The sequence below is a fragment of the Streptomyces sp. NPDC002206 genome (assembly GCF_053593595.1).
On the sequence record NZ_JBSFCW010000001.1, the window covers coordinates 642330 to 668361 of the forward strand.

Here is a 26032-nt window from a genome sequence, read left to right on the forward strand (position 1 = left end):
GAGTTTTCTCATGTCCGGCCGACATCCCGGCCGGTGTCCGGACCGGCGACCTCGAACCGCCAGCGGTGCACCGCGCGGGTGATCAACTCCGGCTCGGGCTCGGGAAGTTCGGGCAGTACGTCGCCGTACGCCGCCTCCCACCAGGTGATGACCAGCACCCGGTCCTGCGGCGCGCGCAACAGTTCGTACCGCAGCGGCTCGTACGCCAGCTCGCCCGTGCGCGCCCGCGCCCACTCCAGCAGCTCGGCGCCCCGGCCGGCCACGGCCCGGGCCTCCCACATGAGGGCGACGGTCATGAGTAGAGGTTGTCCTTACTGACCTCGTGCACATGATCGTGGTCGTGGTGGTGCGCGCTGCCCGGCACATGCGTGTCCGTCACCGGCAGCGACGAGTCCGCCGACAGCTCCAGGTCCGACGCCGACCGGTTGCGGGCCACCATCTCGGCGCCCAGCGCCGCGACCATCGCACCGTTGTCCGTGCACAGCCCCGGCCGCGGCACCCGCAGCCGGATGCCGGCCCGCTCGCACCGCTCCTGGGCCAGCGCCCGCAGCCGCGAGTTGGCCGCGACCCCGCCGCCGATCATCAGATGATCGACGCCCTCGTCCTTGCAGGCCCGGACGGCCTTGCGGGTGAGCACATCCACCACGGCCTCCTGGAAGGACGCCGCCACATCCCGTACCGGCACCTCCTCGCCCGCGGCCCGCTTCGCCTCGATCCAGCGGGCGACGGATGTCTTCAGACCGGAGAAGGAGAAGTCGTACGCGGGGTCGCGCGAGCCGCTCAGTCCGCGCGGGAACGCGATGGCCTTCGGGTCGCCCTCCTTCGCCAGCCGGTCGATGACCGGGCCGCCGGGGAAGCCGAGGTTCAGCACCCGGGCGATCTTGTCGAAGGCCTCGCCCGCCGCGTCGTCGATGGTCGCGCCCATCGGCCGTACGTCGTTGGTGATGTCCGGCGCGAGCAGCAGCGACGAGTGGCCGCCGCTGACCAGCAGCGCCATCGTCGGCTCGGGCAGCGGGCCGTGCTCCAGCTGGTCGACGCAGATGTGCGAGGCGAGGTGGTTCACGCCGTACAGCGGCTTGTTCAGCGCGTACGCGTACGCCTTCGCCGCCGAGACGCCGACGAGCAGCGCGCCCGCGAGCCCGGGACCGGCCGTGACGGCGATGCCGTCGAGGTCGCGGGCGCTGATACCGGCTTCCTTCAGGGCGCGTTCGATGGTGGGGACCATCGACTCCAGGTGGGCGCGGGAGGCGATCTCCGGGACGACGCCGCCGAAGCGGGCATGGGTGTCGACGCTGGACGCGATGGCGTCGGCGAGCAGCGTCGTACCGCGGACGATACCGACGCCGGTCTCGTCGCAGGAGGTCTCGATGCCGAGTACGAGCGGTTCGTCAGCCATCAGTCAGTCTCTGTCTCTTGTACGGGCTCTTGCGCGGGCTCTTGCACCGTCAGGCGCATGACGAGCGCGTCGATGTTGCCCGGCTGGTAGTAGCCGCGGCGGAAGCCGATCGGTTCGAAGCCGAAGCGTTCGTACAGCTTCTGCGCGCGGGTGTTGTCGACCCGGACCTCGAGCAGCACCTCGGCGCACTCGAAGGCCGTGGCGTGCTTCAGCAGGTCGGTGAGGAGTTCGGAGCCGAGGCCGCCGCCCCAGTGGTCGCGGGTGACGCCGATCGTCTGGACGTCGGCGAGGTCACCGGCCGCGGCGAGCCCCGCGTACCCGATGATCCGGCCGGTGACCGGGGACTCGGCGACGACATAGCGCCGGGTCGCCTGCGGGCCGCGCGCGTGCGCCAGCTCGGACCAGAACATACCGGCCGACCAGGCGTCCTCCGGGAACAGCTCGTGTTCGAGCTCCAGCACCGGATCGATGTCCCACCAGCGCATTTCACGCAGTACGGCAGTCGGGGGCGTCACTTCGGGGTGACCACCTTGTAGTTCTTCGGGACCTGGGCGTCGGGCCTGCGCAGATAAAGCGGCTGCGGCGGCAGCAGCTGCGTTCCCGCGGCAAGACGCTCGGCGGCCAGCGCTGCGAGCGCACCCGCGGAGACGTGCTCGGGACCACGGGCGTCCGGGAACGCGTCGGGGTAGAGCGCCGCGCCCGCCCCGACCACCGGAAGGCCGGCGAGCTGTTCGGCGATGTCGGCGGGCCGGTCGACGGCGGGTTCACCGATGCGGGTACGGGGGTCCTCGTACCGCGCCCAGTAGACCTCCTTGCGGCGGGCGTCCGTCGCGACGGCGAACGGACCCTCCAGGCCGCTGCGCCCGGCGGCGTACGCGAGGCCGTCCAGCGTGCACAGCCCGTACACCGGCACGGAGAGCACCGAGCCGAACGTCGCGGCCGTCACCAGCCCGACCCGCAGGCCCGTGTACGGTCCCGGGCCGACGCCCACGACCACCCCGGTCACGGCGTCGAGTCCCGTCCCGGCGTCGCCGAGGACCCGGTCGACAGCGGGCAGCAGCAGCTCCCCGTGCCGTCGGGCGTCGACCTGACTCGACTCGGCGACGACGGCGGTCCCGTCGTGCAGGGCAACGGTGACGGCGGGGGTGGCGGTATCCACAGCGAGCAAGAGCACGCAAACAGCCTACGGCTCCGGCGACGGCACCACGGCTCCCCGTACGGAGTCCCGTTCCCACCGGTCGCTGCTGCTACCGTCACCCGGTGTACGTGGGTACGACGTAAACGCTTGTACGACATGCGACATACGAAGCGCTTGCGTGACGGACGACAGCGAAAGGGGCGCGCACGGTGGCAAGGGGCAGCTCGGGAATCGTGGCCGGGCTCACTGCGGCGGCACTCGCCGCGGTCGGTTTCCTGGCCTACCAGGCATCGGCGAACGTCCCCGAGACACTCGCCGCCCCCAGTCCGAAGGCGACCAGCACCGCCCCCGCCGGCCACGCCGCCGGGCACGCCGCCGGGCACAAGGACAAGAAGCACCCGCTCGCGGTCCCCGCCGGCTCCGGCACCGGGGCGCGGGTCGTGTACGCGCTGGACGACCGGCGGGTGTGGCTGGTCGACGCGAAGGGGAAGATGATCCGGTCCTTCGCCGTCATGCCGAGTTCCGTGAACCCGCGGCCCGGGTCCTACAAGGTGCGTTCGCGCACGGGCGTCATCAAGGGCTCGGACGGCGTGCCGATCGAGCACGTGGTGCTGTTCGCGATGGCCGACGGCGGCGTGCCCGTCGGGTTCAGTGCGGCACAGGACGGCTCCATGAAGAGCCCCGACCCGAAGCGGAAGACCGGCGGGGTACGGATGAAGCGGGCGGACGGCAACGCGATGTGGGCGTTCGCGACGGTCGGTGCCAAGGTGGTCGTGGTCCCGTAACGCCCGGGCGGAAGCCGGCTGCGCGCCGTCTCGTGCGGAAGTCCGCTACGCGGCGTCGCGCTCCTCGGACGCCTGCGGCTCCCCTGATTCCTGCCGTTCCTCGGACGGCGGGGTGGAGACCGCGGTGGCCGCGGCGCAGGCCGCCAGCAGATCCTTCATCGACACCGCGGACGGCACTGGCGGCTGCGGCTGCGGCTGCGCTTCACGCTCGGGCGTCGGCATGGATGCCTCCTGGGGCTCCGATGGAAGGCGTGGTTAGGTAGACCTAACCCGCTCTCGGCATCCATGTGACCACGCCCGGCCCGCCCCGCGCAACAATATGCCGACAGCCTGTCGGAAAACTCGTCTGCGCGGGCTCAGTGCGCCGCTTCCAACGCCGCCCGCAGCCCGGACCAGCGCGCGCCGATCCCGACCAGCGTCACCGAGCGCCGTTCGTCGTCCGTGTCGCCGACCGCGCGGTGGATCACCACGTGCAGCCGGTCGTCCGACAGCTCCTCGACCTTGCCGTCGCCCCACTCCACGACCACCACCGACTCCGGCAGCGACACGTCGAGGTCCAGGTCCTCCATCTCATCGAGCCCGCCGCCCAGCCGGTACGCGTCGACATGGACGAGCGCCGGGCCGGTGCCCAGCGACGGGTGGACGCGGGCGATCACAAAGGTGGGAGAGGTCACGGCGCCGCGCACCCCGAGGCCCTCACCGAGGCCCCGGGCCAGCGTCGTCTTCCCGGCGCCGAGCTCACCGCTGAGCATCACGAGGTCGCCGGGGCGCAGCAGGCCGGCGATCCGGCGGCCCAGGGCCTGCATCTGTTCGGGGGAGGTGACGTCGAGGCGGGCGGTGACCGTGGTTTCCCCGGCCCGGGCTGCTCCGGCCTGCGTCTCCCCGGGCGCCGGGTGCGCGACCGGTGCGTTCGCGGTGTCAGCCGCCAGGCTGTTGTGCGGTGCTTCCATGCCCGCCAACGTTAGCCGCTGCCGGTACGGCTCCGATCCGGACCAGCAGGTCCGCCATCCGGTCCGTCACCGTCTCCGGGTGCTCCAGCATCACCAGATGTCCGGCGTCCGGCACGATGACCAGCTCCGCGTCCGGCAGCTCGTCGGCGATGGCCTCGCTGTGCGAGCTGGGCGTCACCAGGTCCTTGTCGCCTGCCAGGATCAGCACCGGGATGTCGCGGAACGCGGGCAGCGCCGCACTCTTGTCGTGCTCGGTGAAGGCCGGGTAGAACTCCGCGACCACATCGATCGGGGTGGACTCGATCAGCCGCTCGGCGAACCGCTCGACCGCCGGATCCACGTCCCGCGAACCGAACGAGTACCGCTTGATGAGCCCGGCGAAGAGATCGGCGGTCGCCCGTCTGCCCCGCTCCACCAGCTCCGCCTGCGAGCCGAGCGCCTTCAGCACCCCGGGCAGCACCCGTCGCACGGCGTTCACGCCCGCGACCGGCAGCCCGAAGCTGACCTCGCCGAGCTTCCCGCTCGACGTGCCGACGAACGCGACGGCGGCGACCCGGTCCCGGATCAGCTGCGGGTACTGATCGGCGAGCGCCATGATCGTCATGCCGCCCATCGAGTGCCCGACCAGCAGCAGCCGGCCCTCGGGGGCGGCCGCGTCGATGACCGCCTTCAGGTCGCGGCCGAGCTGGTCGATGCCGACCGTCACACCCTCGGCCTGGGCCCGGCCGCGCTCGGAGCGGCCGTGGCTGCGCTGGTCCCAGTGCACGGTGCGCACCAGGCCGCGCAGCGCGGCCCGCTGGAAGTGCCAGGAGTCCTGGCTGAGGCAGTAGCCGTGGCTGAAGACGACAGTGACGGGCCCCGGGGCCTTGCGGCCGAAGAGCCGGCGCCGCCGCGGTCCCGTACCGGAGGCCCCGGCGCCCGCCCCCGGTCGGGTGCCCGCGCCCGTACCACCGTCCGGTTCCACCTCGTCGGTCTCGTAGTACAGCTCGGTGCCGTCGTCGGCGGTGGCCCGGCCGGGCATGCCGCGCAGCGAGCCGTACGGCCCCGAGGCGTCCAGCGCCAGCCTGGCCCTCCTGCGCATGCCCCGGCCGACAGTCATCCGCTCGACCGCGACACCGGCCGCCGCACCGGCCGCGATCACGCCTATGGCGGCTCCGGCAATGCCTGCCCGGCGCCAGCCGACCGCCACAGCGGCCGCCGTCGCCATCGCGTCCCCCGCACTGCTCTCGCTCACCGTGCCGCGCTCCTCGTCGATCGTTGTCCGTCAGGTCTGGTCAGGAGATGCAGGACGTGCCGGATCGGGCTTGATCAGGTCGGATCGGGCGGGGTCTTGTTCTCGGCGGCCCGGATCCCGTCCGGGCCGGCCTGGGCGTCGTTCTCGTCGGCCGGGGTCTCGTTCACATAGACGCGCGGTACCCGGCCGCCGATGCGGGTGACGATCTCGTACGCGATCGTGCCGGCCGCCTCCGCCCAGTCCTCGGCACTCGGCTCGCCCCGGTCCCCCGGCCCGAACAGCACCGCGTCGGTGCCCACCTCGACGACGTCCCCACCGAGGTCGACGACGAACTGGTCCATCGCCACCCGGCCCGCGACCCGCCGCAGGACGCCGCCGACGAGGACCGGGCCGCGCCCGGAGGCATGGCGCGGGATGCCGTCCGCGTAGCCGAGCGGGATCAGGCCGAGCGTCGTCTCGGCGGACGTCCTGTAATGGTGCCCGTAGCTGACACCGTGACCCGCCGGCACCTGCTTGACCAGGGCGATCGACGCGGCGAGCGTCATCACCGGGCGCAGCCCGAAGTCCGCCGGGGTGCCCAGCTCGGGGCTGGGCGAGATGCCGTACATGGCGATCCCGGTCCGTACGAGGTCGAAGTGCGACTCCGGGACCGTCAGCGTCGCCGGAGAGTTCGCCATGTGCCGTACCTCGGGTTCGACGCCCGCCTTCTCCGCGTACGCCACCATGTCCCGGTACACGCCCAGCTGGGCGGCGATCGACGGGTGGCCCGGCTCGTCGGCGCAGGCGAAGTGGGACCAGAGGCCGGTGATCCGGACCGTGCCCGCCTGCTCGGCGGTGCGGGCGGCGGCGACCAGCTCCGGCCAGTCGGCGGGCTGGCAGCCGTTGCGCCCGAGGCCCGTATCGGCCTTGAGCTGGATGCGGGCCGGGCGGCCGGCCTCCCCGGCCGCGGCGACGACCTCGCGCAGCGCCCACATGCCGCTCACCGACACATCGATGTCGGCCTCGATCGCCTCGCGCCAGGGACCGCCCGGCGTCCACAGCCAGCACATCACCCGGCCGCCGAGCCCGGCGGCGCGCAGGGCCAGTGCCTCATGAGGCGTCGCGGTGCCGAGCCAGGTCGCCCCGGCTTCGAGCGCGGCCCTGGCACAGGGCACCGCCCCGTGCCCGTACGCGTCGGACTTGACGACGGCCATGAGTTGCGCGCCGGCCGCCCGGGCACGCAGCGCACGCACGTTGGCGCGCAGTGCGGCGAGGTCGATCTCGGCTCGGGCTCTCAAGGACGCTGTCTCGTTCATCGCGCCCAGTCTCTCAGAGGCGTAGGACAGGGCCCTCAGGTACCGGGCCCGGGGCGCGTCAGGGGCGTCGGGACCGCGCACGACGCCGCCGACGTCACCGGTGGCGCAGCTCATGTTCCACATGGTCGACGAGGACCGGGACATGACTGTGCGGGACGTCCTTCACCGCCGTGACCAGGGTCACCGGCCCACCCGCGCGGACCAGTTCCACCAGCTCATGGACCGCCGCCGTGTGCACCGGGTCGGCGAGCTCGGCACGGTAGCGGTCGACGAAGTCGTCGTAGCGGGTGCCGGTGCGGTCCTCGTGGTACCAGGAGCGGAGTTCGTTCGACGGCGTGAGGTCCTTGAGCCACCGGTCGATCCTTGCCCGGTCCTTGGCGACGCCGCGGGGCCAGAGCCGGTCGACGAGGACCCTGGTCCCGTCACCGTCCTCCTGCGGGTCGTACACCCGGCGTACCCGTACCGAACTGCTGCCCACCGTCGACCACTCCTCACCGGCTCTCATCTGCGGTTCCCTGCCTGCTGGTGCTCAGGATCGCTCAGGCCCGTACGTCCCGCCACGCCGCCGGGATCGCGTCCGCGACGTCCTGCGCGGCGACCGGACCGCCGTCCGAGGCGTGCCGGGCCGCCAGACCATGCAGATGGGCACCGACGGAGGCGGCGTCGCGCGGATCGAGGCCCGCGGCCAGCAGGGATCCCGTCAGGCCGGAGAGGACGTCGCCGCTGCCCGCCGTGGCCAGCCAGGAGGTGCCGGTCGGATTGACCCGTACGGGAGTGTGCTCGGTGTCGGTGGCGACCAGCGTCGTCGACCCCTTGAGCAGCACGGTGGCGCGGTAGCGGGCGGCGAGTTCCCGTACGGCGGCGAGCCGCCCCGCCTCGACCTCCTCGCGCGGAACGCCGAGCAGCGCGGCAGCCTCCCCGGCGTGCGGGGTGAGCAGCGTCGGAGCGGTGCGCGACCGCACGACGGAGGCGTCGAGCAGCCGCAGACCGTCCGCGTCCACCAGCACCGGGACATCGGCGGCCAGCACGTCGGCGACCGCCGAGACGGCCGCCGTACCGTCACCGAGCCCGGGGCCGACGACCCATGCCTGCACCCGCCCCGCCTTCGAAGGCGGCCCCGAGTGGACCAGGGTCTCGGGGTGCCGGGCGATCACGGCGTCGGCGCCCGGGCCGACGTACCGCACCGCCCCCGCCCCGCCCCGCAGCGCCCCGCCGACGGCGAGCACCGCCGCCCCCGGATACCGGGCGGACCCGGCGACGATGCCGACGACCCCGCGCCGGTACTTGTCGCTCTCACTGGCGGGAACGGGCAGCAGCGCGGCAACGTCCGCGTACTGCAGCGCCTCCAGATCGGGTACGCCGGGCAGCTCGTCGTCGAGCCCGATGTCGACGAGGCGCAGCGCGCCCGCCCGCTCGGCGGCCGGGTCGATGAGCAGCCCCGGTTTGTACGTGCCGAAGGTGACCGTCGCGTCGGCCCGCACGGCGTCGCCGAGCACCTCTCCGGTGTCCGCCTCGACACCGCTGGGCAGATCGACGGCGACGATCGGCGCCCCGGTCGCCTCGAGGGCCCGCACCAGCGCGGCCGCGCCCTCACGCAGCCCGCCGCGGCCGCCGATGCCGGTGATGCCGTCGACGACGAGATCGACACGGCCGATCAGGTCCGTGCTCACCCGGTCGGCGCCGTCCACACGCCCGCCCGCCGCGCGGAGCGCCGCGACCCCGCCCTCATGGGCCCGGTCCGGCGCGGTCAGCAGGGCGCGGACGCCCGCGCCGCGCCGGGCCAGCCGGGCCCCCGCGTACAGCGCGTCGCCGCCGTTGTCGCCGCTGCCGACGAGCAGGACGACCCGGGACCCGTACACCCGGCCGCTCCGCCGCAGCAGATCGGCGCAGGCCGCCGCAAGACCCGCGGCGGCCCGCTGCATCAGGGCGCCGTCGGGCAGCCGTGCCATCAGGGCGCGCTCGGCGGCCCGTACGGTCTCCACGCTGTACGCAGTTCGCATACGGTCAACCCTCCGCGATCACCACGGCCGACGCCACCCCCGCGTCGTGGCTCAGCGAGACGTGCCAGTGCTGTACGCCCAGCTCGGCCGCGCGCGCGGCGACCGTGCCGACGACGCGCAGCCGGGGCTGCCCGCTGTCCTCGACGAACACCTCGGCATCCGTCCACAGCAGATTGCCGGGCGCCCCCAGCGCCTTGGCGATGGCCTCCTTGGCGGCGAACCTGGCGGCCAGCGAGGCGATCCCACGCCGCTCGCCGTTGGGCAGCAGCAACTCGCTGTCCAGGAACAGCCGCTGAGCCAGATGCGGCGTACGCTCCAGCGCCGCGTCGAACCGTTCGATCTCCGCCACATCGATCCCGACCCCGATGATCACGCGCTCACTCACTCATTCATTGGTTCACTCGACGGTCACGGACTTCGCCAGATTGCGCGGCTGGTCCACCTCGTTGCCGCGGGCGGTGGCCAGTTCGCAGGCGAAGACCTGCAACGGCACGGTCGCCACCAGCGGCTGAAGCAGCGTAGGCGTAGCGGGGATCCAGATCAGATGGTCGGCGTACGGAACGACCGCCTCGTCGCCCTCCTCCGCGATGACGATGGTGCGCGCCCCACGGGCCCGGATCTCCTGGATGTTCGACACGATCTTCTCGTGGAGCACCGACCGGCTGCGCGGCGACGGCACGACCACGACGACCGGCAGATCGTTCTCGATGAGCGCGATCGGCCCGTGCTTGAGCTCACCGGCCGCGAAGCCCTCGGCGTGCATGTACGCGAGTTCCTTGAGCTTCAACGCGCCTTCGAGGGCAACCGGGTAACCCACATGGCGCCCCAGGAAGAGGACGGTGTCCTGGTGCGCCAGCGAGCGGGCCAGCTCACGCACCGGCTCCATCGTCTCCAGGACCCGTTCGACCTGCCCGGGGACCTCGGAGAGCTGCCGGACGACGGTCCGGATCTCGTCGCCCCACTTCGTGCCGCGGGTCTGGCCGAGATACAGGGCAACGAGATAGCAGGCGACGAGCTGCGTCAGGAACGCCTTGGTCGAGGCGACGGCGACCTCCGGTCCGGCGTGCGTGTACAGCACCGCGTCGGACTCACGCGGAATGGTCGACCCGTTCGTATTGCAGATGGCGAGGACCTTCGCTCCCTGCTCGCGGGCGTGTCGCAGAGCCATCAGGGTGTCCATCGTCTCCCCGGACTGGGAGATCGCGATGACGAGGGTGCGCTGGTCGAGGATCGGATCGCGGTAGCGGAACTCGCTGGCGAGCTCCGTCTCGCAGGGCAGCCGGGTCCAGTGCTCGATGGCGTACTTGGCGATCATCCCGGCGTGGAACGCGGTCCCGCAGGCGACGATGACGACCTTGTCGACCTCCCGGAGCACATGCGGCGGGATGCGCACCTCGTCGAGGTGGAGCGAGCCCGCGCGGTCGATCCGGCCCAGCAGGGTGTCGGCGACCGCCTTCGGCTGCTCGGAGATCTCCTTGAGCATGAAGTAGTCGTAGCCGCCCTTCTCGGCCGCGGAAGCGTCCCAGTCCACGTGGTACTTACGGACATCGGCGGGCTGTCCGTCGAAGTCGGTGACCGTGACGGACTCCCGCCGCAGCTCGACGACCTGATCCTGCCCCAGCTCGATCGCGGACCGGGTGTGCGCGATGAAAGCGGCCACATCGGAGGCCAGAAACGCCTCCCCCTCACCGACCCCGACCACCAGTGGCGAGTTCCGCCGGGCCCCCACCACCACATCCGGCTCATCGGCATGCACGGCCACCAGGGTGAACGCCCCTTCGAGCTGCCGGCAGACCTGCCGCATCGCCTCCGCCGGATCGCCGCTCGACGAGTACGCCTCGGCGAGCAGATGGGCGACGACCTCGGTGTCGGTCTCGGACGCCAGATCGTGGCCGCGCTCGGCAAGTTCGGCGCGCAGCGCGGCAAAGTTCTCGATGATGCCGTTGTGCACGACGGCGACGCGCCCCGCGTTGTCGAGATGCGGGTGGGCATTGGCATCGGTGGGAGCGCCGTGGGTGGCCCAACGGGTGTGCCCGATCCCGGTGGTCCCGGCCGGCAGGGGCTGCTCCACCAGCGCCTTCTCCAGATTGACGAGCTTGCCGGCCTTCTTCACGGAGGCCAGCCCGCCGTCCGCGAGAACGGCGATGCCTGCGGAGTCGTAGCCCCGGTATTCGAGGCGCTTGAGCCCCGCGACGACAACATCAAGCGCGGACTGCCCACCGACGTAACCGACGATTCCACACATAACGATCCTTTCGTGGTCGCCCTCCCCTCGCTTGGCATCGTCGCAGAAGGGGCGCGGGGCGGCCGGGATCATTCGTCGGCGGAGTCGCTGCAATCCTCTGCGAGCCGCAGCCCCAGGTCCGCTTGCCCCTCCTGCACCCACCGCCGAAGTGCTGCGATGCGGCGGCCGCTCAGGCGCAGGCCTCGAACTCGGCACCGTCGATCCGGTATGCCCCGGCCGCCCCGACGGTCCACGAGGGAGAAGCGGGCACCCGGATTCATCTGGGCGCGAGCGTCGGAGATGGCGGCGTCGGTGTGGCCCTGACGTGAGGTGAAGACCGTTCCGGTTCCGCGCGGCGGACGGCTGGAAAGCTCACCGCCGCACTGTCCGCGCAGGCTGCTGACGTCAGGCGAACTCGTGACCAGGGGCAAACCCGATTTCGCCCTCCTGCGGACCTTCATCGGTGACCCCGGCAGCGGGGAGCTCTGTGTGCTCAGGAAAGTGAGCACACAACCGTAGTCGGCACGCCCGGAACGAGCCCTTTCGTCTCCCCACGTGACCGACCCCACCCCCCACTCCGGTAAAACTCCCGCAACAATGAACTCGTGATCACTTCGCCGCCACGGAGCACCCAGCGACGCGCCGAGCACGCTTCGACGCCGTACGTCGACCTGTCGCGTGCCGAATGGAGTGCCCTGCGCGACAAGACCCCGCTGCCGCTGACCGCCGCCGAGGTCGAGCAGCTGCGCGGGCTCGGGGACGTCATCGACCTCGACGAGGTGCGGGACGTCTACCTGCCGCTCTCCCGGCTCCTGAACCTCTACGTCCAGGCCACCTCCGGCCTGCGCGGCGCCCTCAACACCTTCCTCGGGGACGCGGGCAACGGCCACGGCGCGCAGCGCGGCACTCCTTTCGTCATAGGGGTCGCGGGCAGTGTCGCCGTCGGCAAGTCCACCAGCGCCCGTATCCTCCAGGCGCTGCTGGCCCGCTGGCCCGAGCACCCCCGGGTCGAGCTGGTGACCACGGACGGGTTCCTGCTGCCGATGAAGGAGCTCCAGGCGCGCGGGCTGATGTCGCGCAAAGGGTTCCCGGAGTCGTACGACCGACGCGCCCTGACCCGTTTCGTCGCCGACATCAAGGCCGGCAAGGACGAGGTGACGGCGCCCGTCTACTCGCACCTGATCTACGACATCGTGCCGGGCGAGCGGCTCACCGTACGCCGCCCGGACATCCTGATCGTCGAGGGCCTCAACGTGCTGCAGCCCGCGCTGCCCGGCAAGGACGGCCGCACCAGGGTCGGGCTCGCCGACTACTTCGACTTCAGTGTGTACGTGGACGCGCGGGCCGAGGACATCGAGACCTGGTATCTCAACCGCTTCCGCAAGCTGCGCGAGACCGCGTTCCAGAACCCGTTCTCGTACTTCCGTAAGTACACACAGGTCTCCGAGGAGGAGGCCATGGAGTACGCCCGCACAATGTGGCGGACCATCAACAAGCCCAATCTGCTGGAAAATGTGGCCCCCACCCGGGGCCGTGCCACCCTGGTGCTGCGCAAGGGCCCGGATCACAAGGTCCAACGTCTGTCACTGCGCAAACTCTGAGACTCCGACCTCCCGGGAGTACCCGCGTGCTGCACCTGCGCCTGATCGTCCCCGCCGACCGCACGGACGAGGTGCTGCATCTCGTCGACCACGCTGTCGGCACCACGCATCTGGTGGTGCTGCCCGCGGCCGCCCGTGACCCGGCGGGCGATGTGGTGCTGTTCGATGTGGCGCGCGAGGCGGGCGACGAGCTGATCAACGCCCTGCGCACACTCGGTATCGACGAGTCCGGCTCGATCACCGTCGAGCACTCGGACCTGACGCTCTCAGCCCTCGCCGACCGGGCCAAGGAGGACGCTCCGGGCGAGGGCGTGGACGCCGTGCTGTGGGAGAAGCTGACGGACGCGACCCACGAGGAGTCGACGTTCAGCATCACCTATGCGGCATTTCTCTCGGTCGCGACGATGCTCGCCGCCTGCGGTGTGATGCTCGACAACGCGATCCTGATCGTGGGCGCGATGGCGGTGGGTCCGGAGTTCGGACCGCTGGCCGGCATCTCCACGGCGCTGGTGCAGCGTGCCCCGCGTCTGGCGTGGCGTTCGCTGTGGACGCTGATCGCCGGGTTCGCCGTCGCGATAGCGGTGACGGTCGGATTCGCCTGGATGATGAACGCCTTCGGGCTGTTCACGGAGGCGATGATCGAGGCGGCCCGGCCCAACACGGCGTTCATCTGGAAGCCGGACTGGATGTCGTTCGTGGTGGCGTTCCTGGCGGGCATCGCCGGGACACTCTCCCTCACCTCGACGAAGTCCGGGGCGCTGATCGGCGTCGCGATCTCGGTGACGACCGTGCCGGCCGCGGCCAATGCGGCGGTGGCGTTCAGCTACCGGGACTACGGGCAGATGTGGGGCTCGGTGGGCCAGCTGATGGCGAACCTCGCCGGGATCGTGCTCGCGGGGACACTGACGCTGCTGCTCCAGAGGGCGCTGTGGGCAGCCCACCGCCGCCGGACCGCCGCCGCGGCCTCGAGGAGCGCCGGCCAGGCCTGAGAAGAAGCGCCGGAGGGGCCCGATGCGCGCATCGGGCCCCTCCGGCGTTCGGCAACAGCAGGACGACGCGCTACCCGAGCGCGGACTTCACCACATCGGCCAGCCGTCCGGCCACCGACCGCGCCTGCTCGATGTCGGCCGCCTCGACCATGACCCGCACCAGCGGCTCGGTACCCGACTGGCGCAGCAGTACGCGGCCGGTGTCACCCAGCTCGCGCTCCGCCTCGTCGATCGCGGCCGCCAGCTCCGCCGACGTCTCCACCCGGGACTTGTCGACGTCCGGGACGTTGATCAGGATCTGCGGAAGCCGCTGCATGACGCCGGCGAGCTCGGCGAGCGTACGGCCGGTGGCGACGACCCGGGCCGCCAGCAGCAGACCGGTCAGCGTGCCGTCACCGGTCGTGGCGTGGTCGAGGACGATGACATGGCCGGACTGCTCGCCGCCCAGCGCGAAGCCCTCGGCCTTCATCGACTCCAGTACGTACCGGTCGCCGACGGCGGTCTGGACGACGTGTATGCCCTCGCGCTCCATGGCGATCTTGAAGCCGAGGTTGGACATGACCGTGCCGACCACGGTGTCCTTTCGCAGCTGTCCGGCCTCGCGCATGGCGAGGGCGAGCACGGCCAGGATCTGGTCGCCGTCGACCTCCTCACCCGAGGCGTCCACCGCGAGGCAGCGGTCGGCGTCGCCGTCGTGCGCGATACCGAAGTCGGCGCCGTGCTCGACGACGGCGGCCTTCAGCAGGTCCAGATGGGTGGAACCGCAGCCGGCGTTGATGTTCAGACCGTCCGGGGCCGCACCGATCGTGATCACCTCGGCGCCGGCCCGTGCGAAGGCCTCGGGCGAGACCCGGGCGGCCGCGCCATGCGCCTCGTCGAGGACGATCTTCAGCCCGTCGAGCCGGTTCGGCAGGACCGCGACGAGGTGCGCCACATACCGGTCGAAGCCCTCTGCGTACTCCGTGACACGGCCCACACCGGCACCGGTCGGACGCTTCCACGGCGCACCGGTGCGGTGCTGCTCGTACAGCGTCTCGATCCGGTCCTCGAGCTCGTCGGAGAGCTTGTGACCACCACGGGCGATGAACTTGACCCCGTTGTCCGGCATGGCGTTGTGGCTGGCGGAGAGCATCACGCCGAGGTCGGCGCCCAGCGCGCCGGTGAGGTACGCCACCGCGGGGGTGGGCAGCACACCGACGCGCAGGACGTCCACGCCCGCGCTCGCCAGACCGGCCACGACAGCGGCCTCCAGGAACTCTCCGGACGCACGTGGGTCGCGGCCCACCACGGCTGTCGGCCGCCGCCCTCCGTCGAGGGTGCCCGTCTCAGCAAGCACATGCGCCGCAGCGACCGACAGGCCGAGCGCGAGCTCGGCCGTCAGATCCGCATTGGCGACACCGCGTACACCGTCCGTGCCGAAGAGTCGTCCCACTGGTGTCCTCCGAAGATGCTCCGAAACCGAACCGCAAAAACAAAACAAGCCATCACAAGTCAAAACGACTGAGGGCAAGACGCAAGGCGAGAAGCGTGGCGACGCGAAGAGTGATGCCGACCAGGGCGGGCCTATGAACGCCTTATGCCGTTATACGCCCGATGGCGTCTATAGACGAACGCCCCGGAGGCACGAGAAGTGCCGCCGGGGCGAACGTGTAAAGCAGCTGAGCAGGCGGATTAGCGCTTGCTGTACTGCGGGGCCTTACGGGCCTTCTTGAGACCGGCCTTCTTGCGCTCGACCGCACGGTCGTCGCGGGAGAGGAAGCCGGCCTTCTTCAGCGGGGCGCGGTTGTTGTCCACGTCCGCCTCGTTCAGCGCACGGGCGACACCGAGGCGCAGGGCACCGGCCTGACCCGAGACGCCGCCACCCGAGATGCGGGCGATGACGTCGTAGCGGTTGTCGAGCTCGAGCACCTTGAAGGGCTCGTTGACTTCCTGCTGGTGCACCTTGTTGGGGAAGTAGTCCTCAAGGGTGCGACCGTTGATCTTCCACTTGCCGGTGCCCGGAACGATCCGGACGCGGGCAATGGCGTTCTTCCGACGGCCAAGGCCGGCGGCGGGCTGCGGTTCGCCGAAGCGGGACGCCAGCGACTCGCTGGTGTACTCGCCCTCGACGGGAACCTCGGACTCGAAGGTGGTCACCTCGGCAAAAACCTCTTCGCCCTCGGTGCCCTCGATGGGGTTCTCAACAGTGGTCTCGGCCACGATTCTCCTCAGATCTTTCTTTATGTCTTAGGGGGAGGCCGGAACTACTGCGCGACCTGGGTGATCTCGAACGGGACCGGCTGCTGAGCAGCGTGCGGGTGCTGGTCGCCCGCGTAGACCTTGAGCTTCGAGAGCATCTGACGGCCCAGGGTGTTCTTGGGGATCATGCCCTTGATGGCCTTCTCGATGGCCTTCTCCGGGTTCTTGGAGAGCAGCTCGTCGTAGCGCACGGAGCGCAGACCACCCGGGAACCCGGAGTGGCGGTACGCCATCTTCTGGGTCTTCTTGTTGCCGGAGAGGTGAACCTTCTCGGCGTTGATGATGATGACGAAGTCGCCCATGTCCATGTGGGGGGCGTAAATCGCCTTGTGCTTGCCTCGGAGGAGGTTCGCAGCCGTGGTGGCCAGACGACCCAGGACGATGTCCTCGGCGTCGATGATGTGCCACTGGCGAGTGACATCGCCGGGCTTGGGGCTGTACGTACGCACTTCGTAGCCTTCGCTTCTTCAGTGGATGAGGTCCAGACACATGGCACCCCTGAAGCGATCATGCAGCTGGGGCCCACAATGCCGGGAACGCTGTCCGTATGCGAGCCACTGGTAACTGCTCCAGAGAACCTACGTAAGGGCTCTTCGCGTGAGAACGACGAAGCCGATACGTATAACAACCCCCGACAGTACCCGCCCCGCCCGGGACGGGTCAAAACGCGCCGGCCCTACCGCTCCCGCTCGACCCTGCGCTCGTCCCAGACCGGCTCCACGGTCTCCCGCACCACCCCGTCCGACCCGAACACCAGATAGCGGTCGAACGACTTCGCGAACCACCGGTCGTGCGTGACGGCCATCACGGTCCCGTCGTACGCCTCGAGACCGTCCTGCAGCGCCTCCGCCGACTCCAGGTCCAGGTTGTCCGTCGGCTCGTCCAGCAGTAGCGCAGTGGTACCCGCCAGCTCCAGCAGCAGGATCTGGAACCGCGCCTGCTGCCCGCCGGACAGCTTCTCGAAGGGCTGGTCCCCCTGCCGCTCCAGCTCGTACCGGCGCAGTACCGACATGGCCCCGCCCCGGTCCTTCGCGTGCTCGGTCCACAGGATCTCGACGAGCGTGTGCCCCAACAGCTCCGGATGGGCGTGCGTCTGCGCGAAGTGCCCGGCCACGACCCGTGCGCCGAGCTTCCACTCGCCCGTGTGCGCCACCGGCTCCCCGGCCAGCAGCCGCAGGAAGTGTGACTTGCCCGACCCGTTCGAGCCGAGGACGGCGACCCGTTCCCCGTAGAAGATCTCCAGGTCGAACGGTTTCATCAGCCCGGTCAGTTCGAGCCCCTTGCAGGTCACGGCCCGCACACCGGTCCTGCCACCGCGCAGCCGCATCCTGATGTCCTGCTCGCGCGGCGGCTCCGGCGGCGGCCCCGCGTCCTCGAACTTCTTGAAGCGGGTCTGCATGGCCCGGTAGCGCGACGCCATGTCGGGGCTGATCGCCGCCTGCTGCCGCAGCCGGTGGACCAGCGCCTTCAGCCGGGCGTGCTCCTCCTCCCAGCGCCGCAGCAGTTCCTCGAACCGCGCGAACCGGTCCTTGCGGGCCTGGTGGTACGTATCGAAGCCGGCGCCGTGCACCCACACATCGCTGCCCGCCGGGCTGGGCTCCACGCTGACGATCTTCTCGGCGGCCCGGGACAGCAGCTCCCGGTCGTGGGAGACGAAGAGCACCGTCTTCCGCGTCTCCTTGAGCTTCGACTCCAGCCACCGCTTGCCGGGGACGTCGAGATAGTTGTCCGGCTCGTCGAGGAGCAGCACCTCGTCCGGACCGCGCAGCAGCGCCTCCAGCACGAGCCGCTTCTGCTCACCCCCACTGAGCGTCCGCAGCTCACGCCACTGCGCCTTCTCGTACGGAACACCGAGCGCGGCCATGGTGCACATGTCCCAGACGGTCTCGGCCTCGTATCCGCGGGCCTCCGCCCAGTCACTGAGGGCCTGCGCGTACTTCATCTGCGCGGCCTCGTCGTCGACGGTGAGGATCAGCTCCTCGGCCCTGTCGACCGCCTGCGCGGCCTCACGGATGCGCGGCTGGGCGACGGAGACGAGCAGATCCCTGACCGTACGGTCGTCCCGGACCGAGCCCACGAACTGCGGCATCACCCCGAGTCCGCCGCTCACCGACACGGTGCCGCCGTGCGGCTGGAGCTCCCCGGACAGGAGTCGCAGCAGCGTCGTCTTTCCTGCGCCGTTCGCCCCGACGAGTGCGACGACGGCCCCGTCCGCGACCCGGAACGAAGCATCGCCGAGCAGCACCCGCCCGTCCGGTAGGTAGTACTCCAGATGGCCCGCTTCAAGATGTCCCATGCACAGCATTGTCACGGCCCGCGAAGCCCTGGCCCAACCGGTTTACGTTCCGTCTAGGATTCGCGGCATGAGCTTTGGGCAAGGGGGGCCCTCCTGGGGGCCCGGGGGCAATCAGACTCCGGACTGGGCGGCGCTGGCCGAGGCGTCCGCCGCGCGGAGCCGTCGTAAGAAATGGCTGCTGATCGGCGGCGGCGCGCTCGCCACCGCCGCGGTCGCGGCAATCGTCGCCACAGCCGTCATCTCGACCAACAACAACGGCGGCTCCACCGGCTCGGACACGAACGCGAGCCAACTGCCGGGACCCGCCGATCTGCCGACCGACTCGGCCGAGCCCGAGCCGTCCTTCTCCACGGTGGCGCCTCCACCCCCGCCGGACCCGAAGGACTACGTCTCCGACGTGAAGAAGGACAAGGCGCCGCTCACCATCGACTCCTTCTACCCGGGCAAGAAGCTGACGATGGGCGACCGCGTGTACGCCAAGGGCACCACGCACCGCACCACGAACTGCGCGGCGACCACGCAGGGCGCACTCGGCTCGATCCTCATGAACAACGGTTGCGACCAGGTCATCCGTGCCACATACAGCAGGGCAGGGGTCGCCGTGACCGTCGGTGTCGCGGTCTTCGAGACGGAGGCGCAGGCGAAGAAGTCGGCGCAGCAGGCGTCAGGGGGCCTGGCGTCGCTGAGCGGCGCGGGCGTGCCGACGTTCTGCCGGGGTGGTTCGATCTGCCGTCGTACCACCAACTGGTACGGCCGCTACGCCTACTTCACCATCGGCGGCTTCACGAACGGCAAGAACGTCTCCAAGGCCGACAAGAACGTCTTCACCGTCGGCGACGACCTGCGGAACTTCACGTTCCGTCAGATACGCCACCGCGGCGAGGTCCAGGCCTCCGCCGCGGCCACCGCGTCGACCGGCTGATCCGGTCCCGAAGACGTCGTGCGCCTTCCCTTCCTGCTCACGCTCCCCCGGGTACTGCGCCACAGCGCCACGATCGGCGCGGACCTGCCGCCGGACGAGGCCGTGGTCGTCGACCCGCCGGACGCGCCGCTGCGTGCGGCACTGGCGGCGGCCGCCGCGGGCGACCACGGACCCGCCCGTGACCTCCTGGCCGCGACCCGCGTGCACGCCCAATGGGAGCTGAGGGACGGGTACGTGACGCGTCTCGCCGAGGCCGCGCTGCACAACCCCGGCTGGCTGGACGCGTGGCTGGACGGGGCGCCCGGGGACCCGGACGCGGCCCTGGTCAAGGCCGAACTCTGCATCGACCAGGCCTGGGAGATACGTACAGCGGCCCGCGCCCAGCATGTCTCGCGCGACCAGTTCCAGGCCTTCTTCGCGCTCCTGGAGGACGCGGCCCCGGTAATCGGCGCGGCGGCCGAGCTCAACCCCGCCGACCCGGTCCCCTGGCGCATCGCCCTCACCCACGCACTCGGCAGCCAGGCCCCGCGTGCCGTCTTCGACGACTACTGGGCCGAGGCCACCGCTCGCGATCCGCACCACTACGGGTGCCACTCCGCGGCCCTGCAGTACCTGTGCGCGAAGTGGCACGGCTCACACGAGAAGATGTTCGCCTTCGCCGAGAGCGCGGCCGACACGGCCCCGCCCGGCTCGAAGCTGCACGCCCTGCCCCTGTCGGCGGCGCTGGAATACGAGGTCCTCACCACCGGCCCGACGACCACCCCCGCCGGCCCCGACCCGTTCGCGCCCCGCGTGGCAGCCGCCGTCACCCGCGCCCTGGCCCTCTCCGCCGAATACGTCCCGGGCAGCCGCGAGGCCGCCGGCTTCCGCAACCAGCTGGCCCTGATGCTGCTGCGCCAGGACCGCTGGCACGACACCCTGGACACGTTCCGCGCCATCGGTACCGCCGCCACCAAATACCCCTGGGCGTACTTCGGCGACGACCCGCGCCAGGAGTTCCTCGAAACCCGCTCGGGCGTCCGTATCCATGTGGCGACCAGGACGCCGTTCTTCGCCCGTCCCTCGCACCCCCACTCCGTGCCGGCCACCGGCTGGACGGCAGACGCCCCCTGCGCGCTCGCGATAGCGGCCGCCCGCCCGGAGGACGTGGCGCAGGCCGCGCTGATGTGCGGCATCTCCCTGCGTACGGCCCCGGCGTCGGCGACGCACACATACATCGAGGCCGTCCCCGACCTCAAGCCGGCCAAACGCTCGGTCCTGTCCACGGAGGACCGGCTGACCACGGCGGCCGACAACTTCACCACCGGTGAGAAGTGGCCGACACTGGTCCTGCGCCGCGCCCCCGAACGCTGCGGCTTCACCGTGTTCCACAAGGGCAGACCGCTGGCAGCGCACGAGTGGAACACCACGTCCCCGGCTCCGGACCACGCCACGGTCACCGCCACGGCCGCCACCCTGTCCCGGCTCTTCGCCGTCGCGGACCCGCGCCCCCTGAGCCACATCCTCCGCTCCACCGGCAACCCGCCCCGGCACCAGTCCGACCTGCTGGCCGCCCTCGCCCTCCCCCCGCTCCCCGCGGACTTCGGCACCCGCCCGGAGATCCTGGACACCCTCCCCGGCGCCCGGGTCCTCACCCGCCGCGGACTGCTCGCCGGGATGCGCGACACGATGGCGACGGAGGACGGCAGCCACCCGCCGGCCCCCGGCACCTACGAACCCCGCCCGGCCCGCTGGTGGCTGCTGCGGGTCCTGGGCCTGCTGCTGTTCACGGCGGCCTCGGCCTACGCCTGGTGGACCCCGGACATCGGCCCGGTCCGGTCGACGCTGTCGACGCTCACCGCACTGTTCCTGGCGGGACAGCTGACGGGGGCGTGGCGCCGACGGCGGGCACACGCGGGGAAGATTCCCCGCTGAGCCCGGTCCGCCTCAGCAGCACCCGCGTCCCGGCAGCGACCGCACATTGCGCGCCTCCTTGTTGCGCGCGGCCAGCAACTCATCGGCCGGGTAGGCGACTTCCTCCAGCGTCAGCCCGTGCGGCCGCACCACATGCACTCCCGGATCCCGCACCCCGGCAGCCAGCACCCGGGCGGGCCACGGGTCGGGCCGGCGCCCGTCACCCACGAACAGCATCGCCCCCACCAGCGCACGCACCATGTTGTGGCAGAAGGCATCGGCCTGCACGGCCCCGGTGACGACCCCGGACTCCGCGTCCCGTACCCAACTCAGCCTCTGCAGCGTACGGATGGTCGTCGCGCCCTCGCGCTTCTTGCAGTACGCGGCGAAGTCGTGCTCCCCGAGCATCCGGACCGCCGCCGCGTTCATCGCGTCCACATCCAACGGCCGGTCGTGCCAGAGCACATGACCACGCGTCAATGGATCGGCCCCACCGGGCCGGTCGGAGATCCGGTACGCGTAACGCCGCCACAACGCGGAGAAGCGCGCGTTGAATCCCACCGGGGCCTCGGCCACCCGCCAGATCCGTACGTCGGGTGCCATCCGCCCGGCCATCCGCCGCAGGAGCAGCCCGCCGTGCTCGGCCCACACCTCGGTCGGCAGATCGACATGCGCGACCTGCCCACGGGCGTGCACCCCGGCGTCGGTGCGCCCGGCGACCGTCAGGTCGTACGTCCGCGACGACCGCGTCACGGTCCTCAGCGCGTCCTCGATCTCCCCCTGCACCGTGCGCCGGGCGGTCTGCTTCGCCCAGCCGGAAAAATCCTTGCCGTCGTACGCAAGGTCCAGCCGTACCCGCACGAACCCGGGCTCTACTTCGTCACTCACCCAACGATCCTCTCAAGCCTGAACATACGGAACGGGCCCGCACCGCCCCGAAGGGTGGTGCGGGCCCGTCCAGTGGTCTCAGAACGCTCAGGCGTCCTTGGACTCCTCCGCCGGAGCGGCGTCCTCGACGACCTCGGCGGACTCGGCCGGGGCCGCGTCCTTCTTGAGGGAGTCTTCCTTGACCGCACGCTTCGTCGCGGCCTCGGCCTCACCGGTGGCCTGCTGCGCCACGGTCAGCGCCTCGACCAGCTCGATGACGGCCATCGGGGCGTTGTCGCCACGACGGTTGCCGATCTTGGTGATGCGCGTGTAACCACCGGGGCGGTTCTCGTAGCGCGGGGCGATCTCGGTGAAGAGCGTGTGCACGATGCCCTTGTCCGTGATCGTCTGCAGAACCAGGCGACGGTTGTGGATGTCGCCCTTCTTCGCCTTGGTGATCAGACGCTCGGCGACCGGACGCAGGCGGCGGGCCTTGGCCTCGGTCGTCGTGATGCGGCCGTGCTCGAACAGCGACTTCGCGAGGTTCGCGAGAAGCAGACGCTCGTGCGCGGCGCTGCCGCCCAGACGGGCACCCTTTGCGGGACGCGGCATGGTGTATCTCCTTGTGTGCTGCACCGGCCGTATCAGGTACCGGTGTCAGTTCCCGTGAAGCGGCCGCCCCACGGAAGACCATGGGCCGTCGGGGCTCATCGAGCCCGTCCGGCGATCGAGGCCGGAGCCTCACCCCGGTCCGGGGTGCCCGGAAATCCAGGCACCCCGGCCGGAGGCGTACTAGTACTGCTCGGTCTCGACGAAGCCCGCGTCCGCGTCGTCGTCGGCGCCGAAGGCGTCGGCAGCGGCGGTCGGGTCGAATCCGGGCGGGCTGTCCTTGAGCGCCAGGCCCATACCGGCCAGCTTCGCCTTGACCTCGTCGATCGACTTCGCACCGAAGTTGCGGATGTCGAGCAGGTCGGCCTCGGAACGAGCGACGAGCTCACCCACGGAGTGGATGCCCTCACGCTTGAGGCAGTTGTACGAACGGACCGTGAGCTCGAGCTCCTCGATCGGCAGCGCCAGATCGGCGGCGAGCGCGGCGTCCGTCGGGGACGGGCCCATGTCGATGCCCTCGGCATCGATGTTGAGCTCGCGCGCCAGACCGAACAGCTCGACCAGGGTCTTACCGGCCGACGCCATGGCGTCACGGGGACGCATGGCCTGCTTGGTCTCGACGTCGACGATCAGCTTGTCGAAGTCGGTGCGCTGCTCGACACGGGTCGCCTCGACCTTGTACGTGACCTTGAGCACCGGCGAGTAGATGGAGTCGACCGGGATACGGCCGATCTCCTGGCCCGCCTGCTTGTTCTGGACGGCGGAGACGTAGCCGCGACCGCGCTCGACGGTCAGCTCCATCTCCAGCTTGCCCTTGCTGTTCAGCGTGGCCAGGACCAGGTCCGGGTTGTGGACCTCGACACCGGCCGGCGGGGCGATGTCAGCAGCGGTGACCAGGCCGGGACCCTGCTTGCGCAGGTACATCACGACCGGCTCGTCGTGCTCCGAGGAGACGACCAGCTGCTTGATGTTGAGGATGAGGTCGGTGACGTCCTCCTTGACGCCCGGCACGGTGGTGAACTCGTGCAGGACACCGTCGATCCGGATGCTGGTGACAGCAGCGCCGGGGATCGAGGAGAGGAGCGTACGGCGGAGAGAGTTACCGAGGGTGTAGCCGAAGCCCGGCTCCAGCGGCTCGATCACGAACCGGGAGCGGAACTCGTCAACGACCTCTTCGGTCAGCGAGGGACGCTGAGCGATAAGCATGCTTCGATCCTTCAGTCGTGGGCGCCCACTATTTGACGCCCCCAGATACTGACAAGGGTACGGGCGGCACGACCCGAAAGAGCCGTACCGCCCGGACCCACGAGCTCTTCTACTTGGAGTAGAGCTCGACGATCAGCTGCTCCTGCACCTGGGTATCGATCACCTGGCGCTCGGGCAGGGAGTGCACGAGGATCCGCATCGTCGACGGCACGGCTTCGAGCCATGCCGGAACGGTGCGCTCGCCGGCCTCGGCCTGGGCCACCTGGAAGGGGGTCAGGGCCTTGGACTTCTGACGAACCTCGATGACGTCGTTCGCGGCGACGCGGGCCGACGGAATGTCGGTCTTCGTGCCGTTCACGGTGATGTGTCCGTGACGCACCAGCTGACGGGCGTGGTCGCGGGACTTGGCGAAGCCGGCCCGGTAGACCACGTTGTCGAGGCGGGTCTCAAGGATGCGCAGAAGGTTCTCACCGGTCTTGCCGGACTTCTTGTTCGCTTCCTTGTAGTAGTTCACGAACTGCTTTTCAAGGACACCGTAGATCCGCGAGCACTTCTGCTTCTCACGAAGCTGAAGAAGGTACTCGCTGTCCTTGGTGCGCCCGCGTCCGTGCTCACCCGGGGGGTAAGGACGGATCTCGATCGGGCACTTCGCGCTCTCGCACTTGCTGCCCTTAAGGAACAGCTTCTGCTTCTCCCGACGGCAACGCTTGCAGTCGGCCCCGGTGTATCGCGCCATTTTCCAGTTGTCTCCGTTGCTTCAGTGCGTCAGACGCGACGGCGCTTGGGCGGCCGGCATCCGTTGTGCGGAGTGGGGGTGACGTCCTGGATCGAACCGACCTCGAGGCCCGTGGCCTGGAGGGAGCGGATCGCGGTCTCGCGGCCGGAGCCCGGACCCTTCACGAAGACGTCCACCTTGCGCATGCCGTGCTCCTGCGCGCGGCGGGCGGCCGACTCGGCGGCCATCTGCGCGGCGAAGGGAGTGGACTTACGCGAGCCCTTGAAGCCGACGTGGCCGGCGGAGGCCCAGGAGATCACGTTGCCCGCGGGGTCCGTGATCGAGACGATCGTGTTGTTGAACGTGCTCTTGATGTGCGCGTGGCCGTGAGCGACGTTCTTCTTTTCCTTGCGACGCACCTTCTTGGCTGCGCCCTGACGACCCTTGGGGGGCATGTCTTGACTCCAGATGGAGAGGGGAGGTGATCGGTCCTACAGCGAAGACCGCTGGATGCTGCAACGGCCCGGGGATCCGGACTGCCGCAGTACGTCCGCTGAGGACTACTTCTTGCCCGGCTTCTTCTTACCGGCGATCGCGCGACGCGGGCCCTTGCGGGTACGGGCGTTCGTGCTGGTGCGCTGGCCGTGGACCGGCAGACCACGACGGTGGCGGATGCCCTGGTAGCAGCCGATCTCGATCTTGCGGCGGATGTCGCCCTGGATCTCGCGGCGAAGGTCACCCTCGGTGCGGAGGTTGGCGTCCACGTACTCGCGGATCTTGACCAGGTCCTCTTCGGCCAGGTCACGAACGCGGGTGTTCGGGTTCACGCCGGTGGTGGCGAGGATCTCCTTGGACCGGGTGCGCCCGATACCGAAGACGTAGGTGAGGGCAACCTCCACGCGCTTTTCGCGCGGGATGTCAACACCTGAAACGCGTGCCATTCAATGGCTCCAGTTGTTATTTCGGGGGTCTTCCGCAGTGCCACTCCCGACCGCCGACCGCTCCGTGGAAGGAGAGATGGTACGTCCGGGTCCCCGGCCCCCGCCGGAGGTGTCGTCAGCCGTGGCTTGGACGGGCTCTGCGTATGTACGTATTACGTGCGTCGCGCGAAGTGCTGCGAGATGCAGGGGGTCGTGCGTCAGCCCTGGCGCTGCTTGTGGCGCAGGTTGTCGCAGATGACCATGACCCGACCGTGACGGCGGATCACCTTGCACTTGTCGCAGATCTTCTTGACGCTCGGCTTGACCTTCATGGGATGTCAGGTTCTCCGGGTCAGTGCCACCACTCTGCCGAGGCAGGGCGTGGGCAAGATCTACTTGTATCGGTAGACGATCCGGCCACGCGTCAGGTCGTACGGAGAGAGCTCCACCACGACCCGGTCGTCCGGGAGGATTCGGATGTAGTGCATCCGCATCTTGCCGGAGATGTGCGCGAGGACCTTGTGACCGTTCTGGAGTTCCACCTTGAACATGGCGTTCGGGAGGGACTCGATCACGGTGCCCTCAATTTCGATGGCACCTTGCTTCTTGGCCACGCTTCGCCTTTCGAATCGGCTACCTTGATCGACCCTCCGCCCCGTATGTGGACACACGGATGCACGAGAGCCGACGAGTCAGTCTACGTCAGCGGACCCCAAAAGACGAATCCGTCAAGTTTGCCCACCAGAGTAGATCC

General features: G+C 70.2%; 29 protein-coding genes. 5 read left to right on the forward strand and 24 right to left on the reverse strand.

The genetic code is table 11. The annotated features are described in order from the left end of the window. Positions 1-8: 8 nt before the first annotated feature. From ACWCP8_RS02955 to tsaB, 4 genes are read right to left on the reverse strand one after another with little or no spacing between them, the layout of a single operon-like run. The gene (locus ACWCP8_RS02955) at positions 9-296 is read right to left on the reverse strand and encodes a hypothetical protein (protein ID WP_352267897.1); all 288 of its coding nucleotides are present in this window, start codon (positions 294-296) and stop codon (positions 9-11) included. Next, on the reverse strand, positions 293-1396 hold the full coding sequence (tsaD, locus tag ACWCP8_RS02960) for a tRNA (adenosine(37)-N6)-threonylcarbamoyltransferase complex transferase subunit TsaD (protein WP_267002920.1): 1104 nt from the start codon (positions 1394-1396) through the stop codon (positions 293-295). Before tsaD ends, ACWCP8_RS02955 begins: the two co-directional genes overlap by 4 nt. After that, positions 1396-1911 carry a ribosomal protein S18-alanine N-acetyltransferase gene (gene rimI / locus ACWCP8_RS02965; protein WP_352267898.1) on the reverse strand — a complete coding sequence of 172 codons (516 nt, stop codon included), beginning with the start codon at positions 1909-1911 and terminating at the stop codon, positions 1396-1398. The genes tsaD and rimI overlap by 1 nt, the downstream gene beginning before the upstream one ends. After that, positions 1908-2570 carry a tRNA (adenosine(37)-N6)-threonylcarbamoyltransferase complex dimerization subunit type 1 TsaB gene (tsaB, locus tag ACWCP8_RS02970; RefSeq protein ID WP_352267900.1) on the reverse strand — a complete coding sequence of 221 codons (663 nt, stop codon included), beginning with the start codon at positions 2568-2570 and terminating at the stop codon, positions 1908-1910. Before tsaB ends, rimI begins: the two co-directional genes overlap by 4 nt. Positions 2571-2767: 197 nt before the next feature. On the opposite strand from tsaB, the gene ACWCP8_RS02975 reads away from it, so the two are divergent. Continuing rightward, on the forward strand, positions 2768-3319 hold the full coding sequence (locus ACWCP8_RS02975; RefSeq protein WP_451114134.1) for a hypothetical protein: 552 nt from the start codon (positions 2768-2770) through the stop codon (positions 3317-3319). Between the two features lie 45 nt (positions 3320-3364). Here the strand turns inward: ACWCP8_RS02975 and ACWCP8_RS02980 are convergent, their stop codons facing one another. The 8 genes from ACWCP8_RS02980 to glmS all read right to left on the reverse strand — a co-directional run bounded on the left by ACWCP8_RS02980 (position 3365) and on the right by glmS (position 11043). Then, positions 3365-3541 carry a hypothetical protein gene (locus ACWCP8_RS02980; protein WP_451113988.1) on the reverse strand — a complete coding sequence of 59 codons (177 nt, stop codon included), beginning with the start codon at positions 3539-3541 and terminating at the stop codon, positions 3365-3367. 134 nt (positions 3542-3675) lie between these two features. Next, entirely contained in the window at positions 3676-4269 is a 594-nt protein-coding gene (tsaE, locus tag ACWCP8_RS02985) for a tRNA (adenosine(37)-N6)-threonylcarbamoyltransferase complex ATPase subunit type 1 TsaE (protein WP_352267901.1), read from the reverse strand. Next, positions 4238-5503, reverse strand: coding sequence for an alpha/beta fold hydrolase (locus ACWCP8_RS02990; protein ID WP_352267902.1), 1266 nt, complete (start codon positions 5501-5503; stop codon positions 4238-4240). Before ACWCP8_RS02990 ends, tsaE begins: the two co-directional genes overlap by 32 nt. 74 nt (positions 5504-5577) lie before the next feature. Continuing rightward, on the reverse strand, positions 5578-6798 hold the full coding sequence (alr, locus tag ACWCP8_RS02995; protein ID WP_451114136.1) for an alanine racemase: 1221 nt from the start codon (positions 6796-6798) through the stop codon (positions 5578-5580). A gap of 94 nt (positions 6799-6892) precedes the next feature. Next, positions 6893-7303 (reverse strand): DUF488 domain-containing protein, encoded by a 411-nt coding sequence (locus tag ACWCP8_RS03000; protein ID WP_328626626.1) that lies wholly within the window; start codon positions 7301-7303, stop codon positions 6893-6895. 34 nt (positions 7304-7337) lie between these two features. Further along, positions 7338-8798, reverse strand: coding sequence for an NAD(P)H-hydrate dehydratase (locus ACWCP8_RS03005; protein ID WP_352267903.1), 1461 nt, complete (start codon positions 8796-8798; stop codon positions 7338-7340). A gap of 4 nt (positions 8799-8802) precedes the next feature. Beyond that, on the reverse strand, positions 8803-9171 hold the full coding sequence (locus tag ACWCP8_RS03010; protein ID WP_352267924.1) for a holo-ACP synthase: 369 nt from the start codon (positions 9169-9171) through the stop codon (positions 8803-8805). 24 nt (positions 9172-9195) lie between these two features. Beyond that, positions 9196-11043: a glutamine--fructose-6-phosphate transaminase (isomerizing) gene (gene glmS, locus ACWCP8_RS03015; protein WP_326605307.1), complete on the reverse strand. Its 1848-nt coding sequence runs from the start codon at positions 11041-11043 to the stop codon at positions 9196-9198. A gap of 584 nt (positions 11044-11627) precedes the next feature. On the opposite strand from glmS, the gene coaA reads away from it, so the two are divergent. Further along, positions 11628-12623 carry a type I pantothenate kinase gene (gene coaA / locus ACWCP8_RS03020; protein WP_030914205.1) on the forward strand — a complete coding sequence of 332 codons (996 nt, stop codon included), beginning with the start codon at positions 11628-11630 and terminating at the stop codon, positions 12621-12623. A gap of 26 nt (positions 12624-12649) precedes the next feature. Continuing rightward, the gene (locus ACWCP8_RS03025) at positions 12650-13612 is read left to right on the forward strand and encodes a DUF389 domain-containing protein (RefSeq protein WP_451113989.1); all 963 of its coding nucleotides are present in this window, start codon (positions 12650-12652) and stop codon (positions 13610-13612) included. Between the two features lie 70 nt (positions 13613-13682). Here ACWCP8_RS03025 and glmM read toward each other — a convergent pair whose 3' ends face one another. The 4 genes from glmM to ACWCP8_RS03045 all read right to left on the reverse strand — a co-directional run bounded on the left by glmM (position 13683) and on the right by ACWCP8_RS03045 (position 18155). Continuing rightward, complete coding sequence (gene glmM, locus ACWCP8_RS03030; RefSeq protein ID WP_352267906.1) at positions 13683-15044, reverse strand: phosphoglucosamine mutase; 1362 nt, start codon at positions 15042-15044, stop codon at positions 13683-13685. A 239-nt stretch (positions 15045-15283) separates the two neighbouring features. Then, on the reverse strand, positions 15284-15811 hold the full coding sequence (gene rpsI / locus ACWCP8_RS03035) for a 30S ribosomal protein S9 (RefSeq protein ID WP_037688031.1): 528 nt from the start codon (positions 15809-15811) through the stop codon (positions 15284-15286). A 44-nt stretch (positions 15812-15855) separates the two neighbouring features. Beyond that, positions 15856-16299, reverse strand: a complete 444-nt coding sequence (gene rplM, locus ACWCP8_RS03040) for a 50S ribosomal protein L13 (protein WP_030979660.1) — start codon at positions 16297-16299, stop codon at positions 15856-15858. Positions 16300-16526: 227 nt separating this feature from the next. Continuing rightward, positions 16527-18155: an ABC-F family ATP-binding cassette domain-containing protein gene (locus ACWCP8_RS03045; protein WP_352267925.1), complete on the reverse strand. Its 1629-nt coding sequence runs from the start codon at positions 18153-18155 to the stop codon at positions 16527-16529. 58 nt (positions 18156-18213) lie between these two features. On the opposite strand from ACWCP8_RS03045, the gene ACWCP8_RS03050 reads away from it, so the two are divergent. Together ACWCP8_RS03050 and ACWCP8_RS03055 are read left to right on the forward strand one after the other, a co-directional pair. Continuing rightward, on the forward strand, positions 18214-19068 hold the full coding sequence (locus tag ACWCP8_RS03050; RefSeq protein WP_451113990.1) for a hypothetical protein: 855 nt from the start codon (positions 18214-18216) through the stop codon (positions 19066-19068). An 18-nt stretch (positions 19069-19086) separates the two neighbouring features. Further along, positions 19087-20982: a hypothetical protein gene (locus ACWCP8_RS03055; RefSeq protein WP_451113991.1), complete on the forward strand. Its 1896-nt coding sequence runs from the start codon at positions 19087-19089 to the stop codon at positions 20980-20982. 12 nt (positions 20983-20994) lie between these two features. On the opposite strand, the gene truA is transcribed toward ACWCP8_RS03055, so the two are convergent. The 8 genes from truA to infA all read right to left on the reverse strand — a co-directional run bounded on the left by truA (position 20995) and on the right by infA (position 25892). Continuing rightward, the gene (truA, locus tag ACWCP8_RS03060) at positions 20995-21849 is read right to left on the reverse strand and encodes a tRNA pseudouridine(38-40) synthase TruA (RefSeq protein WP_451113992.1); all 855 of its coding nucleotides are present in this window, start codon (positions 21847-21849) and stop codon (positions 20995-20997) included. 87 nt (positions 21850-21936) lie between these two features. Beyond that, entirely contained in the window at positions 21937-22440 is a 504-nt protein-coding gene (gene rplQ, locus ACWCP8_RS03065) for a 50S ribosomal protein L17 (RefSeq protein ID WP_352267911.1), read from the reverse strand. A 180-nt stretch (positions 22441-22620) separates the two neighbouring features. Further along, entirely contained in the window at positions 22621-23643 is a 1023-nt protein-coding gene (locus tag ACWCP8_RS03070; protein ID WP_030914177.1) for a DNA-directed RNA polymerase subunit alpha, read from the reverse strand. A 109-nt stretch (positions 23644-23752) separates the two neighbouring features. Continuing rightward, a complete protein-coding gene (rpsD, locus tag ACWCP8_RS03075; RefSeq protein ID WP_267002997.1) occupies positions 23753-24379 on the reverse strand; it encodes a 30S ribosomal protein S4 in 627 nt (208 codons plus the stop codon). Between the two features lie 29 nt (positions 24380-24408). Next, the gene (rpsK, locus tag ACWCP8_RS03080) at positions 24409-24813 is read right to left on the reverse strand and encodes a 30S ribosomal protein S11 (protein ID WP_006376016.1); all 405 of its coding nucleotides are present in this window, start codon (positions 24811-24813) and stop codon (positions 24409-24411) included. Positions 24814-24918: 105 nt separating this feature from the next. After that, on the reverse strand, positions 24919-25299 hold the full coding sequence (rpsM, locus tag ACWCP8_RS03085; protein ID WP_014047799.1) for a 30S ribosomal protein S13: 381 nt from the start codon (positions 25297-25299) through the stop codon (positions 24919-24921). 197 nt (positions 25300-25496) lie between these two features. Then, positions 25497-25610 (reverse strand): 50S ribosomal protein L36, encoded by a 114-nt coding sequence (gene rpmJ / locus ACWCP8_RS03090; protein ID WP_003956441.1) that lies wholly within the window; start codon positions 25608-25610, stop codon positions 25497-25499. A 60-nt stretch (positions 25611-25670) separates the two neighbouring features. Continuing rightward, a complete protein-coding gene (infA, locus tag ACWCP8_RS03095; RefSeq protein ID WP_003956442.1) occupies positions 25671-25892 on the reverse strand; it encodes a translation initiation factor IF-1 in 222 nt (73 codons plus the stop codon). Between the last annotated feature and the right edge of the window lie 140 nt (positions 25893-26032).